Source organism: Luteibacter anthropi (genome assembly GCF_011759365.1).
GTDB classification, from domain to species: Bacteria; Pseudomonadota; Gammaproteobacteria; order Xanthomonadales; family Rhodanobacteraceae; genus Luteibacter; species Luteibacter anthropi.
Window position 1 is genome coordinate 432,546 of sequence record NZ_JAARLZ010000001.1, and the last position, 15,146, is coordinate 447,691.

11 protein-coding genes are annotated in these 15,146 nt (G+C 63.6%); 6 read left to right on the plus strand and 5 right to left on the minus strand.

The annotated features are described in order from the left end of the window. Positions 1 to 254: 254 nt before the first annotated feature. Positions 255 to 1,961 carry an ArnT family glycosyltransferase gene (locus HBF25_RS01780; protein WP_166945974.1) on the plus strand — a complete coding sequence of 569 codons (1,707 nt, stop codon included), beginning with the start codon at positions 255 to 257 and terminating at the stop codon, positions 1,959 to 1,961. Positions 1,962 to 2,912: 951 nt separating this feature from the next. On the opposite strand, the gene HBF25_RS01785 is transcribed toward HBF25_RS01780, so the two are convergent. After that, a complete protein-coding gene (locus HBF25_RS01785; protein WP_166945976.1) occupies positions 2,913 to 3,530 on the minus strand; it encodes a YrbL family protein in 618 nt (205 codons plus the stop codon). Between the two features lie 118 nt (positions 3,531 to 3,648). Between HBF25_RS01785 and HBF25_RS01790 the strand changes: the two genes are divergently transcribed. From HBF25_RS01790 to HBF25_RS01810, 5 genes are all read left to right on the plus strand, one after another. Next, positions 3,649 to 5,547, plus strand: a complete 1,899-nt coding sequence (locus HBF25_RS01790; RefSeq protein ID WP_166945978.1) for a sulfatase-like hydrolase/transferase — start codon at positions 3,649 to 3,651, stop codon at positions 5,545 to 5,547. A gap of 244 nt (positions 5,548 to 5,791) precedes the next feature. After that, complete coding sequence (locus HBF25_RS01795; protein WP_166945980.1) at positions 5,792 to 6,199, plus strand: GntR family transcriptional regulator; 408 nt, start codon at positions 5,792 to 5,794, stop codon at positions 6,197 to 6,199. 19 nt (positions 6,200 to 6,218) lie between these two features. After that, positions 6,219 to 7,127: an ABC transporter ATP-binding protein gene (locus HBF25_RS01800; protein WP_166945982.1), complete on the plus strand. Its 909-nt coding sequence runs from the start codon at positions 6,219 to 6,221 to the stop codon at positions 7,125 to 7,127. A gap of 16 nt (positions 7,128 to 7,143) precedes the next feature. After that, complete coding sequence (locus HBF25_RS01805; RefSeq protein WP_166945985.1) at positions 7,144 to 8,985, plus strand: hypothetical protein; 1,842 nt, start codon at positions 7,144 to 7,146, stop codon at positions 8,983 to 8,985. Between the two features lie 252 nt (positions 8,986 to 9,237). After that, complete coding sequence (locus tag HBF25_RS01810) at positions 9,238 to 11,082, plus strand: alpha/beta hydrolase family protein (RefSeq protein ID WP_166945987.1); 1,845 nt, start codon at positions 9,238 to 9,240, stop codon at positions 11,080 to 11,082. A 45-nt stretch (positions 11,083 to 11,127) separates the two neighbouring features. On the opposite strand, the gene HBF25_RS22495 is transcribed toward HBF25_RS01810, so the two are convergent. From HBF25_RS22495 to HBF25_RS01830, 4 genes are all read right to left on the minus strand, one after another. After that, positions 11,128 to 12,423, minus strand: coding sequence for an OmpA family protein (locus HBF25_RS22495; RefSeq protein WP_208392365.1), 1,296 nt, complete (start codon positions 12,421 to 12,423; stop codon positions 11,128 to 11,130). A 101-nt stretch (positions 12,424 to 12,524) separates the two neighbouring features. Beyond that, positions 12,525 to 13,379, minus strand: coding sequence for a cobalamin-binding protein (locus tag HBF25_RS01820; protein ID WP_166945989.1), 855 nt, complete (start codon positions 13,377 to 13,379; stop codon positions 12,525 to 12,527). Further along, complete coding sequence (locus tag HBF25_RS01825; RefSeq protein ID WP_166945991.1) at positions 13,376 to 14,164, minus strand: ABC transporter ATP-binding protein; 789 nt, start codon at positions 14,162 to 14,164, stop codon at positions 13,376 to 13,378. The genes HBF25_RS01820 and HBF25_RS01825 overlap by 4 nt, the downstream gene beginning before the upstream one ends. Continuing rightward, the gene (locus tag HBF25_RS01830; protein ID WP_166945993.1) at positions 14,161 to 15,123 is read right to left on the minus strand and encodes a FecCD family ABC transporter permease; all 963 of its coding nucleotides are present in this window, start codon (positions 15,121 to 15,123) and stop codon (positions 14,161 to 14,163) included. Before HBF25_RS01830 ends, HBF25_RS01825 begins: the two co-directional genes overlap by 4 nt. Positions 15,124 to 15,146: the final 23 nt, after the last annotated feature.

Consider the following 15,146-nt stretch of genomic DNA (forward strand, 5'->3'; position numbering starts at 1 on the left):
GGTCGCACGGTGGGAAATCGGCGCCCATACGGGCAGGGACAGACGCCGATTTCCGCACCGGCGAACCTCCTAGACGTGCGGTCTCGTGAAAATTGAAATGGTGCCGCGAAGAAATTTCGCCGTGAGCTGTCGCAACGAGGGCAGGGCAGAGCTAACTACCTGTCACATTTGCCGAAAATTCCTAAGGTCTTTGTAAGGGCGCGGACAGGCGGGTCCGTTAGGATGGCTGCCGACCTGTCCGGCCCATGGTTTTCATGCTTTCCAACGACGAACGTTCCTTTCGCCGCGAGTTCGGCTGGTTCATGCTCATCGCCCTTCTGGTGCTGGCGGCGGGCATCGGCCTGCGCGACCCGTGGCCGCCGGATGAACCCCGTTTTGCCCTGGTGGCCCGGCAGATGCTGGAGTCCGGCCAGTGGCTGTTTCCGCACCGGGGCATGGAGTTGTATTCGGACAAGCCACCCATGCTCATGTGGACGGAAGCCTTCTGGATGTGGCTCACCGGCGGCTGGCGCGGTGCCTTCCTGCTGACCTCGCTGTGCTCGGGCCTGGGCACCCTGGCGGTGGTCTGGCACGTGGGCCGTCGCCTGTGGACCCCGCGCATCGGCCTGTATGCCGCGGCCATTGTCCTCATGACGATGCAGTTCGTCGGGGTGATCCGCCACGCGCAGATCGATCCCCTGAACCTGTTCTGGATTACCCTGGGCAATGCCGGCATCCTGCTGCACTGCCTGAAAGGCCCGGACTGGCGCATGTACTGGCTGGGCTGCTTCGCGGCCGGCCTGGGCGTGATCACCAAGGGCGTGGGTGTCATCGCCCTGCTGATGCTGCTGCCTTATCTGGCGATGCGCATGCGCCGCTGGCCGGGCGTGACGCTCACCCGCGGCGACGGTTGGCGCTGGGCGGGTGGTGCGCTGGCCTTCCTGCTCGCCATCTCGCTATGGCTGGCACCGATGCTGGTCACGGCCTACGGCATGCGCACGCCGGAATACCTGGCCTACGTGCACGACATCCTGTTCCGGCAGACCGCCGAGCGCTACGCCAATTCGTGGGCGCACGAGGAAAAACCCTGGTTCTTCCTGCTGGTGATCCTGCGTACGTGGATTCCCACCTGGCTGCTGGCGGCGCTCATCGTGCCGCGCTGGCGCGAAGCATGGCGACTGCGCGAGCCGCGCGTGTGGATGCCGCTGGTGTGGTTCCTGCTGGTACTGGTGTTCTTTTCGATCCCTCGTGGCAAGCGCGAGATCTACCTGCTGCCTGCGTTGCCGATGGTGGCACTGGCGATGGCACCTTATGTGGGCGAGCTGCTGAAGACGCGCTGGCTGCCGAAGGTTTCGTTCTGGGTGACGGTGGCCTGCGCGGTGGTGTTCGGTGGTGCGGGCCTGTGGGCATGGAAGACCGCGCCGAAGATTGCCCAGCGCTTCGCTGAAGGTTATGAGCTGCCAGGTCATGGCGAGGCGCTGTGGATCTGCGTCGTGGCCGTCGGTGTCGCCTTCCTGGTATCGGCCCTGGTGTTTCGTCCGAAACGCGGCGTGGCCGCGTTGCTGGGTGGCATTGCACTGGCCTGGATCGTCTGGCCGCTGGGCAGCTATCCGTTGCTCGATGCCAACCAGTCGACCCGTGGCCTCATGACGACAGCCGACGAGGTGATCGGCCCGGACGGCCAGCTTGGCCTGGTGTCCTGGCGCGAAGAAAACCTCCTGCAGGCCCGTCGCCCGGTGGCTGAATTCGGCTTCTCGCGCGATGCGGTGTATCAGTTGCAGGACGCTCGTCAGTGGCAGGCCGCCGATCCCGTGCATCGCTGGCTGCTGGTCAACGACGAGGCGATCGACCGTTGCGCGATCCGCGAGAAAACCCGCCATATCGGCGCGGCCAACCGCATGAGCTTCTCGCTGGTACCGGCCGATGCGTGGATTCCCGGCTGCGCGTCGTCGATGGAAACCCGCATTCCCCCAACCCAGTAAACCGCAACCCACCGTCGTTCCTGTTTTTGTAGGAACGATGGTAGGTGAAGTTACGGTACCCGCCCACGAAGCCGTCGTTCCAGCGAAAGCTGGAACCTAGCGCGATGCAGTCGGTTGTCGCGATGAAGCCCCCTACGCCAGAGCCGATGCAGCGCCCTCGTTGTGCTGGTAAACCGAGGCGCTGGGTTCCTGTTTTCACAGGAACGACGAGTAGGGAGGTGGCTGTAATCCCACCCGAAGCCGACGGGCGGGGGGACGACGACCCCACCCGAAGCCGTCGTTCCAGCGAAAGCTGGAACCTAGCGCGGTGCAGTCGGTTGTCGCGATGAAGCCCCCTACGCCAGAGCCGATGCAGCGCCGTCGCTGTGCTGGTAAACCGGGGCGCTGGGTTCCTGTTTTCACAGGAACGACGGGTAGGGAGGTGGCGGTGAACCCGCCCGAAGCCGACGGGCGGGGGTGACGACGACCCCACCCGAAGCCGACGGGGGGGGTACGACGACCCAGCCCGAAGCCGTCGTTCCAGCGAAAGCTGGAACCCAGCGCGGTGCAGTCGGTTGTCGCGATGAAGCCCCCTACGCCAGAGCCGATGCAGCGCCCTCGCCCTGCTGGTAAACCGGGGCGCTGGGTTCCTGTTTTCACAGGAACGACGGGTAGGGAGGTGGCGGTGAACCCACCCGAAGCCGACGGGCGGGGGTGACGGCGACCCAACCCGAAGCCGACGGGCGGAGGGACGACGACCCAACCCGAAGCCGTCGTTCCAGCGAAAGCTGGAACCCAGCGCGGTGCAGTCGGTTGTCGCGATGAAGCCTCCTACGCCAGAGCCGATGCAGCGCCCTCGCCCTGCTGGTAAACCGGGGCGCTGGGTTCCTGTTTTCACAGGAACGACAGGTAGGGAAGGTATCGACAACCCCGCCCGAAGCGGTCGGGTAGGGGCGGTGGCGGTGGCGGCGACTACTTCGGCGCTTCGGCCTTCGTCCGTTTCAGCATCCGCTCGTACTTCTTCTTCGTGCGCGACGCATTGTGCGAGCGGCTCATCGAGCAATGCGGAATCAGGTTCTTCTCCCCGAACCCGTCGATCATCACCAGCCGCGCACCACCACGAGAATCCTCGCCGTACACCACGTTCCAGGCATGCAGGTCCGCCGCGATGACATCATGCGACAACAGCCGCGCGTAGAACTCCTCCAGCGCAGCCTGCGTGCGATCGGTAAACCCTTCCGCCTGGACCCAGGCATGCAGGGTAGGCGCCAGGGACCCGTCGGGCGAGCGCACCTTCTCCACGATCTGCCCCAGCCCGATGTCGGTCATCTCGATGCCGACCACCCGGGCCACCGGCGAAGTGGCATAGTCGCCCTTGTAGATGCTGGTGACGTATTCGCGAAACTCGCGCACGAAGTCCTTGTACGGACCTGCGCGGCCCAGCCGGCGTATCCACGGGCCGTTGTCCCAGCGCTCCTTGATGGAGGCCGTGGAGATGACCTTGATCAGCAGGTCGGGGTCGTCAGGGTGCTGGTAAACCTCGCGCACATGTCCCGTGGCGATCGGCTTGGCCTGGGCCAGTCTGAACATCGTCGTCCTCATGCGGCGGCCGAAAGGCTGCCGTAAGTCAATCGTGGAAGCGTTATATTGTCACAACCCGTGACATCACCGTACGGCAAGCCCGCCGTACCCAGCCGGACCCACCCAAGTGCGCAAGCTTACATGGCGATTCATTGTCGCCACCCTCGTCTTCCTGACACTGTCCCGCCTGGGACTGTCTTTCTGGCAGTGGCAGCGCGTTCATGACTCGGGCGGCCTGTGGCCCGTGCTGTCCGGCGGCTGGCGCATCGACCTGTCGCTGATCGCGATGGTCGTGGCGCTGCCCGCCCTGCTTTCCCCCTGGCTCGGCCACCGCCAGTGGCCCACCCGCATCACCGCCTGGTGGTATCGCGTGTGGTGGGTGCTGTTCGCACTGCTGGAAGTCTCCACGCCGCAGTTCATCGTCGAATACGACACGCGTCCCAACCGTCTCTACTTCGAATACCTCACCAGCCCGCATGAAGTCGCGGCCATGCTCTGGCACGGCTACAAGCTGTCGGTGGGCGCGGGCCTGATCGCCCTGGTACTGATCGCCTGGATCGGTTTCCGCCTGCTGCCCACCCGCAAGCCCGACCGCCGGTCGGTGCGTGGCTGGGTGCGTCCGGTGGCGACGGTGATCGGTTTCGCGGTGCTCTTCCTCGCCGCGCGCGGCACCTTGCAGCATCGTCCGCTCAATGCGTCGCAGGTGGCCTTCACCAACGATGCCATGGTGAACACGCTGCCGTTGAACTCGCTGTACAACGTGCTGAACGCGGCGATTGCACTAGGCAACGAGCGCTCGGCTTCGGCCGTGTACGGACGAATGGACGACGCCGAGATGCAATCCCTCGTGCGCCAGGCCGCCGGTCTCGATGGCTCGCCGCTCGACCCGCAGTATCCGAGCCTGCACAAGCAGGAGGCCACGCGCCAGGGCGACAAGCCGCTGAACCTCGTGATCATCCTGGAAGAAAGCCTCGGTGCGCAGTTCGTGGGCAGCCTGGGCGGCGACGGCTACACGCCCGAACTGGACAAGCTCTCCAACGAAGGCTGGTGGCTCACCCGCACCTACGCTACCGGCACGCGTTCCGCACGCGGCCTTGAAGCGGTGACCACGGGCTTCATGCCCACGCCGGCCGAGGCAGTGCTGAAGCTGCCCCGCAGCCAGCGCGACTTCTTCACGCTGGGTGCCCTGCTCGACACCTTCGGTTATCACACCCGCTTCCTCTACGGCGGCGAAGCGCACTTCGACAACATGCGCTCGTTCTTCTTCGGCAACGGCTTCAACGAAGTGGTCGATAGCGCCAACTTCGAAACGAAGCCTTCGTTCGTTGGGTCGTGGGGTGCGTCCGACGAAGACATGTTCAACGAGCTGCACCAGCGCCTGCTCGACGATGGCGAAAAGCCCACGCTCACCGTGGCCTTCTCGGTCTCCAATCACACGCCGTGGGAATACCCGGCAGGTCGCATCAAGGCCGAAGGCGAGCCGGCAAGCAACGCGAACGCCGTGCGCTACGCCGACTGGTCCATCGGCCGTTTCTTCGAGCGCGCCAAGCAGTCGCCGTACTGGAACCACACCGTGTTCCTGATCGTGGCCGACCACGATGCACGCGTGTTCGGTGCCAGCCTCGTGCCGGTGCGTCACTTCCACATTCCCGCGCTGATCCTCGGCGCCGGCGTGCCGGTGAAGAAAGACGACCACATCGTCAGCCAGATCGACCTCGCACCGACCCTGCTCTCGCTGATCGGCATCAGCAGCGAACATCCGATGCTCGGCGCGGATCTCACCAAGCGCTATCCCGACCGCGCCATCATGCAGTACGGCGACAACTACGGTTACCTGAAGGACGACACTCTCGTGGTGTTGCGCCCCAACCAGCCGGCCACGCAATACCATTACCTGGTCGATGGCGAGAAACTGGAGCCGCAGCCGGTGGACCCGCAGTTGGAGAAGGTCGTGCTGGCGCACGCCCTGTGGCCCAGCTGGGCCTACAGCAAGCAGCGCTACCGCCTGCCCGAAAAGACAAAATAACCCCTGTAGGAGCGCGCCTTGCGCGCGACCGGACTATCGCCAAAACCCGGTCGCGCGCAAGGCGCGCTCCTACAACGTAATCGGGACAGCGACCGAAGGTGCGGGAGCCGATCGCATCGGCGATCAACCCCGCGGTCCGCTTCACGCAGTGCGCCCCGCGAAACCATCACCTGCCTTCCGGCCTATTGAACCCGGCAGCCCGCCTGTAGTGTACTACTTGAACTAGTACACATGGTTCACCATCATGGCCCGTACCCAGGCACTTCCCATCCAGATCACCACTGGCGATCCGCGCCCTATCGGCCGGCAGATCATCGATGCCGTGCGCATGCGCATCGCTACCGGCGCCCTGCGTCCGGGCGCACAACTGCCCAGCGTGCGCGGCCTGGCACAGCAATTGACGATCAACCCGAACACCGTCGCCAAGGCCTATGCCGAGCTGACGGCCGAAGGCTGGCTCGAATCGCGCCAGGGGCTGGGGCTCTACGTCGCCGAACCGCGTCAGCGCCTGAGTTCGGCCGAGCGCGACCGGCGCATGGACGAGGCCATCCAGTCCTTCGTGCATGAGGTGATCGCGCTGGATTACCCGCCAGAACGTGCGATGGCGCGGCTCGACAAGGCATTGGCGATCCTGGACAGGAAGACGGCCTGAGCGCCGCGGGGGAGGGGATATGAACGACGATCCGGTGATCCGCACCATCGGGCTGTGCAAGCGCTATGCGGGCAAGATGGCGATTGACCATCTCGATCTGGAGATCGGACGCGGCAGTATCCATGCCATCGTCGGCGCGAACGGTGCCGGCAAGTCCACGCTGTTCCGCATCCTGCTGGGCTTTCTCCCGGCCAGCTCGGGGGAGGCCTTCATCCTGGGTCGCGACTGTCGTTCACTCACGCCGCATGATCGCGAGCGCATCGGTTTCGTCAACGAAGAACACACGCTTCCGGGATGGATGAGCGTGGATGCGGTGACGGCGATGCAACGTCGCCAGTATCGCCACTGGCACCAGGAGACCTTCGACGAGACGATCGGCCATTACAACGTGGTGCGCACGCAAAAGGTGTCGCAACTCTCGCGCGGCGAACGTGCCGGTTTCAACCTGGCACTGACGCTGGCGCAACAGCCTGAACTGCTGGTCTTCGACGAGCCGACCCTGGGCCTCGACGTGGTCGCCAAGCGGGCCTTCCTGGAAACCCTGCTTTATTCGAACGCCACGCGTGATTGTACGGTGGTCTACTGCTCGCACCAGATGGAAGAGATCGAACGGGTCGCAGACAACCTCATCATCATGGAGCGTGGTGCGCTGAGGAACATGTCGCCGCCGGATGATTTCCGTGCACGCGTGATGCACTGGGTTGCCGACATTCCCTTCCGTGGCCCGGATGCCCGTCTCGTTCCCGGCCTGCTCGAAGTGCAACGCATCGATGGCCTGTATCACTACCTTGTGCTGGACCAGGGGGAAGGCTTCGCAGGATTCCTGCACGCCTGTGGGGCTCGTGATATCCATCACCTGCCCGTCAGCCTGGATCGCGCGGTGAACGGCTTTCTCGCCAAACACCACGCCGTGCCGCGTGCGGCCTGACGCGAGGACCGAAACGATGCCTGACATCATCCGCGCCGAATGGCTCCGCTATCGCCTCTGGGTACTGCTGTATGCACTAGCGCACTTGCTCGCGCTTGCGTTCCTGAATCGTCTTACCGATCTCGGCCAGCAGCCGGTCAATGTGCGCCGCGTCTTTGCAGCAGGTTATGTGGTTACCGGCCTGTTGCTTGGCCTGCACCAGATGGGCACCTGGAGGCGTCCCAACCAGTGGCTCAACCTGCTGCATCGCCCGATGGCACCCTGGCGCATCGGACTGGGGTTGTTCATCGCCGGTTGCCTCGGCCTGCTCGTGGCGATCATGCTGCCTCTGCTACTTGCCGTTGCATGGCAGGCTTATGGGACGGCACGCGTCGTCGACCTGCGCCATGTACTGATCCCGTTGGCCGCGTTCCTGGTAGCCATGTGTGCCTACTTCGCAGGAGCGTACGGCCTGCTTGCCGACCGACGGTACGCAGCGTCGGGGCTGGTGCTGATCCTGTGGATCATGGTTGCGAAGGCGTCCGGTCCGGCGGCGATCCTTTTGCAGCTCATCGCCAGCGGTTACACCTTTGCCCTTGCGATGCTCGCCTTCAGACCGGACCTGGGTTCACCGCCACGTTCCCTGCCTGCCATGGTCCTGGTCGCGATTCCGGTACAGACAGGTATATACGTGCTGATCCTGCTGGGCGGTTTCATTGCCGAAATGGGCTGGATCATGTCAGGTACGCATCCCGGCAACATGGTGACGCCGCCGAAGGGTGGCTTTACCGAGGCCATGCGCATGAGCCCGCGTGATCGCATGCTCGCGGGCCTTGAAGATGTGTCGCTGCCCGATGCACCGTTATGGCGCGAGCAGGTGGCGCTTTCGGAAGTCCACGTCATCGAGCGACCGGCGGGTGCGCCTGCGCTACGCAATGAGATGAGCAACAGCGCACCCATGGCGTTCGAGGATCACGATGCGCGTATCCAATGGACGTTCAGCCACCGGCATATGCGTTACCAAGGGGTCGATATGGCGACCGGGCTTCAGGCCGGCATCCTCGGCGCAGGCGAAGACAATGCGGCCTTTCCAGCCCTTGCCACACCTCTGGGCGATATGCCCGGATTGTCCAGAGGCGATGTCATCCTGGCGGCGGGACCGACGCTCTATCGATACGTGGCGGCGGTAAAACGTATCCTGCCTTTGCTGACGCTTCCCTCCGGCGAACGTATCGTGCGCATGACGCCGATCGGTGGCAGCGTTGCCGTGTTGAGTGATCGGGCGGTCTACCTCTACGACGGTCGCTACCTGGCCGATGGCGATCATGCGATGCATCCGCGGCAGCGAGTCGCCATTCCCGGTCATGCGGGCGATCTTTCCGCCATCGGGCTGGTGGAACTGGTTGACGGCTATCTGGTCTCTTTCACTTTCGCCGCACAGGCCTATGACATGGTGGGCGTGCCGCCTTACCTGACCGTCCTTCGCGTCAACGATCAGGGCATGGTGACTCCGGTTGCCACCCGTGCACTGGGTGAGGACTATCCGGCGATCTACCGTTATCGCGCGTGGTGGCCTTCGCCGGTCATCCACGCGTTGCGCCTGTGGGCGGTGGGGTTCCTCGCGCCGGTCGATGACATGGACAGTCACGATACGCCACCCGTCCCCGCGCCCATTCGCACACTGGCATGGGCGCTCATGGGAATCAGCCTCCTGTGGGGTGCATGGCTGGCCCGGCGGCGCGAGCTGTCGACTCCCGCACGGCTGACATGGACGCTGGCCTGTGGGCTGATCGGCCTGCCGGCCGTCGCAAGCTTGTGGCTCATTCTGCCGGCCCCCGGGCCGGTACCTCGCCTGGAGCATCTTCCCCACCACGCCTGACTCCGATCCGGAGGTTTCATGAAATCGTTCCGGCCATGGCTCGGGGCGCTGGCCGCGCTCGTCTTTTGCAACACCCTTCAGGCTATGGATTTCGCAACGCGGTTGAAGATAGAGGCGGCCCGTCCCGTGGCGCCTCATCTGCCACGCGCCGGTTTTCTACAGCCTACCGCCATCGAGGAAGCAGTTATCTCACCCGACGGAGGCCGCGTGGCATTCCTGCGCTCGAAGGGAGGTGACAAAGGAGTCTGGTTGATGGATACGACCAGTGGTGCCGAACATCCGTTGCTCGCGCGCAGCGATGCTCGCCGCCTGGCGTGGACCCGCAATGGGGAATGGCTGCTGCTGGTATCGCCGGGCAAGGTCTTTGCACTGGCCGCAGGCCGCGAGCGCGGTGCGCGGGTTGTGATTGAACTGGGCGGCCCTCAAAAGCGGGAATTCATCGATATCGATCCCTCTACACCCGCATCCATCGTGGTTCGCGAGCGGCTGCCAGATGCCATGGGTCGGCCCGTTGCATGGCGGCTGTCACGGGTTGGCATCGATGGCCGGGTGGACGTGCTGGATACCGATACCGACCGGATCGAAGGCTATGCCTTTGCCGGTACCGGCGTGCTCGCGTATGTCCAGCACCTGCGCGGGAAGTCGCTTGTGACGACGCGGATCGATGCATCCGGCGCCCGTAGCGATGTCATGCGATGTCAGGTCATGCGCCGCTGCGAGCTATGGCCCTTGCTGGACAGCAGCGGCGACCTGTTTTTTGTTGCGGATGAAAACGGCTCGCCCACACGGCTGTACCGGATGAAAAATGGTGCGAGGGACGTCATCGCAGGCGATCCCGGTCGACTTGCGGATATCGCCGCCATAAGCGCAGATCCTGCATCCGGTCTGCCATGGCTTCTGAGTGTTCGCGGGCCCGTGGCCATGATCCGGGGCCTCGACGACAGGGCGAGGCAACGCCTCGCAGGTCTGGAGCACCGTCTCCCGGGTCGGGCCCTTGCCATCGATGCGGGGCGTTCGCACTGGCTGATCGTGGAGCAGGGCGGTGATATGCAGGGGCGGCGATATTACTTGCTGGATACCGCCAGCAACTATCTGCTGCCCGTACTCGAAGAGTTACCACTACGCGCCCGCGATGATGTGGCCGGACGCTGGCTGCCCTCCGATGCACTCGCCAGCCAGCTTCCCTTCGAATGGACGGCGTCCGATGGCATGCGCCTGCACGGTTTCGTCCGTGTGCCGCCGGGGCGTGACGCAAGGAACCTGCCCATGGTGGTTCTCGTTCATGGCGGTCCATGGGCCAGCGTGGCGCCGGATGATTTCGGTTCCGGCGTGGCGGCCTTTCTTGCCAACCGTGGCTACGCGGTATTCGAGCCGAACTACCGTGGCTCGGTGGGCTACGGAACGAACTATATGCTGGCCCCGCATGGCGATTTCGGTAACGGTCGCGTGCAGAAGGATATTGTCGAAGGCGTGCAGGCATTGCTTGCCCAGGATGTCGGTGACCGCGACAGGATCGCTATCGCAGGTGCATCCTTTGGTGGCTACTCGGCGCTGCTCGGCCTTACCTGGCAGGGCGATATGTTCCGCGCAGGCATCGCCATCGTCCCGCCCACCGACTTTGCGTGGGATATCGAATGGGTGCGGCGCTCGCGCGAAGCGAACGTGCTGTCGTCGAAACTGCCTTATGAAGACTGGATGTCGGCGGTGTCGCTGGACCCATCGAATACATCGACCATGGCACACCTCCATGCGCAGTCTCCGCTATCCAATACAGACCGGATGATGCGCCCCGTGCTGATCGTGGCCGGAGGTAACGATCAGCGCGTGGCGCTGCGCGGTGTGCTGGGCTATGTGGCGAAGTTGCGCTTGCGGGGTCACCCGGTCAGCCTGCTGGTCGACCCTGCGGCAGGCCATGCGGATGATCTTCCCCTGGCCCGGGAGACCACCTTCCATGTCATGGCGGCCATGTTGCACCGGTATCTGGGTGGCGATGCGGACGATCCCGCCGACATACCCATGGAAGATTATGTGCGACGCAATGGGCGATCCGATACCGCAGGCGTATTCCTCCTGCCTGTGCCGGATGCGCATCCATGAATCCCTGTGCCGCCGATGTCATGAAGGTGCGCGAGGTGACGGCACCTATCCGTCTCTCCGGTCGGCGTTATTCATGAATATCTTGATATCCACGCGCCGATCCGGCGCCATGCACTCGTCCAGTGCCTTGCCTGTCATCGTGGCCGGGCAGGTCGCCGATGCGGAAAGTGAGCCTTTACCCGCTGAGCTAATGCGCTTGTCGTCTTTACCCAGGCCAAGGCTCTTGGCGAGTTCATCGGCTACCGCCCGGGCGCGATCCTCTGAAAGCTTCTGGTTGGTGAGGCCGGCTTCCTGAGGAATGCGTCTGTCGGCGTGACCGGTCACAACGATGTTGCTGATCGCAAGGCCCGCAGATTTCATCCTGGCTTTTTGTTCCGTCCCAAGCTGGCTGATGATCGCGGTGCCTTGAGGGGTAAGCTCCGATCGCCCCCCTTCGAAAAGTATCTGGGTATCCAGGTTAACGCAGTGACTGATTTCCCCTGATTTGCTCTCGCGAACGATCCGGATGCCTTCACGACGCACTTCGATTCGCGCTTTATCCGGGGCGCCTGCCTTGTCACCGGGGATGGCAATCAGCGAGCGATCGCCGGGACCATGCCACCATACCCGCATGCCGTCCACGGCGAAGTCCTGCGTGCCTTCGACGCTGCAACTGAAGATGGGCGCATCGATCTTGGCGGCCGCAGCCTTGATGACGCGAAATTCTTCCGGCGTGGCGATGATCCGGACATTGTCCGCATAGATACCCATGTCCCGGAACGTGGCCAGCTCCATCCGGCCGACCAGCCAGGTCGATATGAGCATTGGAAACAGGATGCCCAGGGCAATGAGTATGACTCCCACCCTACGGCTGCGCTTCGTATGCGCGGGCGTCGACCGGTTGGGATAGGCGATGCAATCGATGCCGAGGACAATACCCAGGCCGCCCATCATGAGAGCTGCCAGAAGCTTGAACCACTCGAATGCATCCAGGACCGCCCAGGCGATGTATAACGTCAAGCCGAGGATGGTGAGTGAGGGCAGCAGGAGAAGCAGGCCGAGGCCGAGGTTTTCATCCTTGACGCCCGGCCATGTTCTTCTGGCCTTCAGGCCCTTGTAGACCAGGTTTATACCCAGGCAAACGGCACTCCCTACCAGAAGCCAGAAAATATAGATGAGCCCGAAAGCCAGTGCCGCAGAGAGGAAAAGCAGCGTGTCGCCTATCTGGACGCCGGATGGGAAGAAATGGGCGTAGAAGTAACAGTACGCGAATACGATAAGCACACCGATCGCGGAAGCGATGCCGATGATGAGTTTGCCGATAGCCTGCATGGCCTCGGCCATCTCCTTGAGACTCGTCACGAGTGTTTCCCCTGAATCATCCATGGATGATGCGTCAATGCACGGATATATTCGCCAGTGGTGGCCCGCGCCGCAAGAGGGCAATGGGGCCCCGTGGGGCGCTACCTTGCTTTGTCCAGCCGACGACACAAGGCCTCGACTCCTTCAAGGATCGATGGCGAAGGAAGCGACAGCGTCGGGGCGTCAATAGCGAAAACCTGGCCATTCCTTGCCGCATTCAGGGAAGGGCTTTTCTTCCAGTCGGCGAGACTGTCTTTGTCGTCGCCTGTGGTGATGATGACATCCGGGTTACGGGAAAACACGGCCTCCCTGGTTACTGTCGGGGCTGCCTGGGGCAGGTCCGCGAAGATGTTCGATGCGCCGCACAGGCTGATGGCGTCGTCGATGATCTGCGTATGGCCGATGGTCATCAGCGGCTTGTCCCATATCTGGAAAAACACGCTGAGCCGTCGACGTCCGGCATAGGTGGCCCGGAGCGACCCCAGTGCTGCATCGAGGCGCGTCGCATTGCGATTCGCCGTCTCGGTGGTGCCGGTGAGCGCGCCTAGCCGCCGGACAGTGGGAGCGATCCCCGAAAGGCGTGTGGTTTCCACGTAGAACAACGGAATGCCAAGGTGGGACAGTTTCTCTATCTGGGCTGTCGATGTGCCGCTCTTCCACACCATGATGATGTCGGGCTTCAAGCTGACGATGCGCTCCAGGTCGAGCATCGTGGCATCCCCGACAACAGGAATGGCCTTGGCAGCTTCCGGATGGTCGCTGAATCGCGATGTGCCCACGATGCGATCACCGGCGCCCGCTGCGAACAGGGCATCCGTGATGTTCGGCGCCAGGCTGACGATACGTGCTGCAGGCGCTTCCAGTGTCACCGTGTGACCTGCATCATCGGTGACACTGACGGATGCATGGGCAGCACCGGTGGACAACAGCGCGAGAAGGAATAGCTTTCGCATCATGGTTTCGGATTCGTCAGGCGACCGGCACGGAAAAAGCGTTCTCCGTCGATGTCCACGCCGTGGATGGGATGCCGGAATGCGGCGCTGAGGTTGTCGCCGGTGACGACATCGAGCATCGGCCCGGCCAGGGCCGTGCCGTTTCCATCGAGCAGGATGGCATGCGTTGCATGCCGGATGGCGAGGTTGATGTCGTGCACGCTGTAGATCACGGCGCGCTCGTCGCGTACGGCCGTGCGCTCAAGTTCCTGCAGTACCCTCATCTGCTGGTGCAGGTCCAGCGACGAAAGCGGTTCGTCGAGCAGTAATACATCCACATCCTGCGCGAAGATGGCCGCGATATTCACGCGCTGCCGTTCGCCGCCGGAGAGCGTGGTGATATCGCGATCCGCCAGTGCGTCGAGTTCAAACGTGGCCAGTGCTTCACGGGTGGGTTCATCATCCTCGTCGCCCCAGTGCCAGAACGACAGGTGCGGATAGCGGGCCGAGGCCACCGCATCCCATACCGTAAGACTGAAGGCATCCGTGACGGCTTGCGGAAGGAATCCACGTCGCCTGGCAAGTGTCTTCGGGGAATAACGGGATAGAGGCTTTCCATCAAGGCTTACCTCGCCGCCGTCCACATCGCGCAGGCCGGCCAGTGTCCGTAGCAGGGTGGATTTGCCGGCACCGTTCGGCCCGATCACGGCCCATACCTCACCGGCACGCACGTTCAGATCGAGCGAATGCACCAGCACTCGCTCCTGCATGCAAAGGTGCAGCTCTTGCGTCGTCAGCAAGGTTTTCATCGCCGCCTCACCAGCAGCATCAGAAAGGCGGGCACGCCGATGATGGCCATTACGGCGCCTACGGGAAGCTGGATGGGCGCCACGATGCTGCGTGACAACGTATCGGCCACTACGACGAGCGTACCGCCACCGATGGCACTGGCCGGGATGAGCACGCGCTGGTCGTTGCCGACGAGCCGGCGCAAGGCATGCGGTACCACCAGTCCGACGAAGCCGATGGTGCCTGCCGTCGTGACGGCAATGGCCGTGGCGATGGATGACAGCGCGAAGATCGCCGCTTTCACCGCTCCCGGTTTCACGCCCAGCGCGCTGGCGGAATCTTCGCCGCGCGTGAGCAGGTTCAACTGACGCCCCAACGGCACCACGACAAACAGGCAGGCGAGCAGGCAGATCGCGGGAATCCCCCACCAGGCCACGCCGCTCAGGTCACCCATCATCCAGAACAGCATGCCGCGAAGATCACGGTCGGGAGCGAGGACCAGCATCATGCTCACGATGGCGCCGGAGCCGGCGGCCAGTACCACGCCGATGAGGATGAGGTCGGTGGTGTCGTCGCGTTGTTCTGATGTCTGCCGCGACAACAGATCGCGATGCGCGAGCACGAACACGGCGATACAGGTGATGAGCGCGCCGATGCCCGCACCCATCGCCACGAACACGCTGCCCAGTCCGGCGAGCATCGCCCCGAGGGCACCTACGGCGGCGCCACCGGACAGGCCCAGCGTGTAAGGATCAGCCAGTGGATTACGCACCAGCACCTGCATCAGGCAACCGGCCATGGCCAGCAGGCCACCGACGCCAAACGCCGCTACCGTCCTTGGCAGCCTCAGTTCGTGGACGATGGTCCGGGCCGGTGTTCCGGTATCGGTCCACAGGGCCGCCCATGCCTCCGTGGCCCGGATCTCGCCACCGCCACACAGCAGGCAGGCCGCGCCCACGACACCTGCGACCACGAGCATGACGATCCACAACCGCAGCGCCG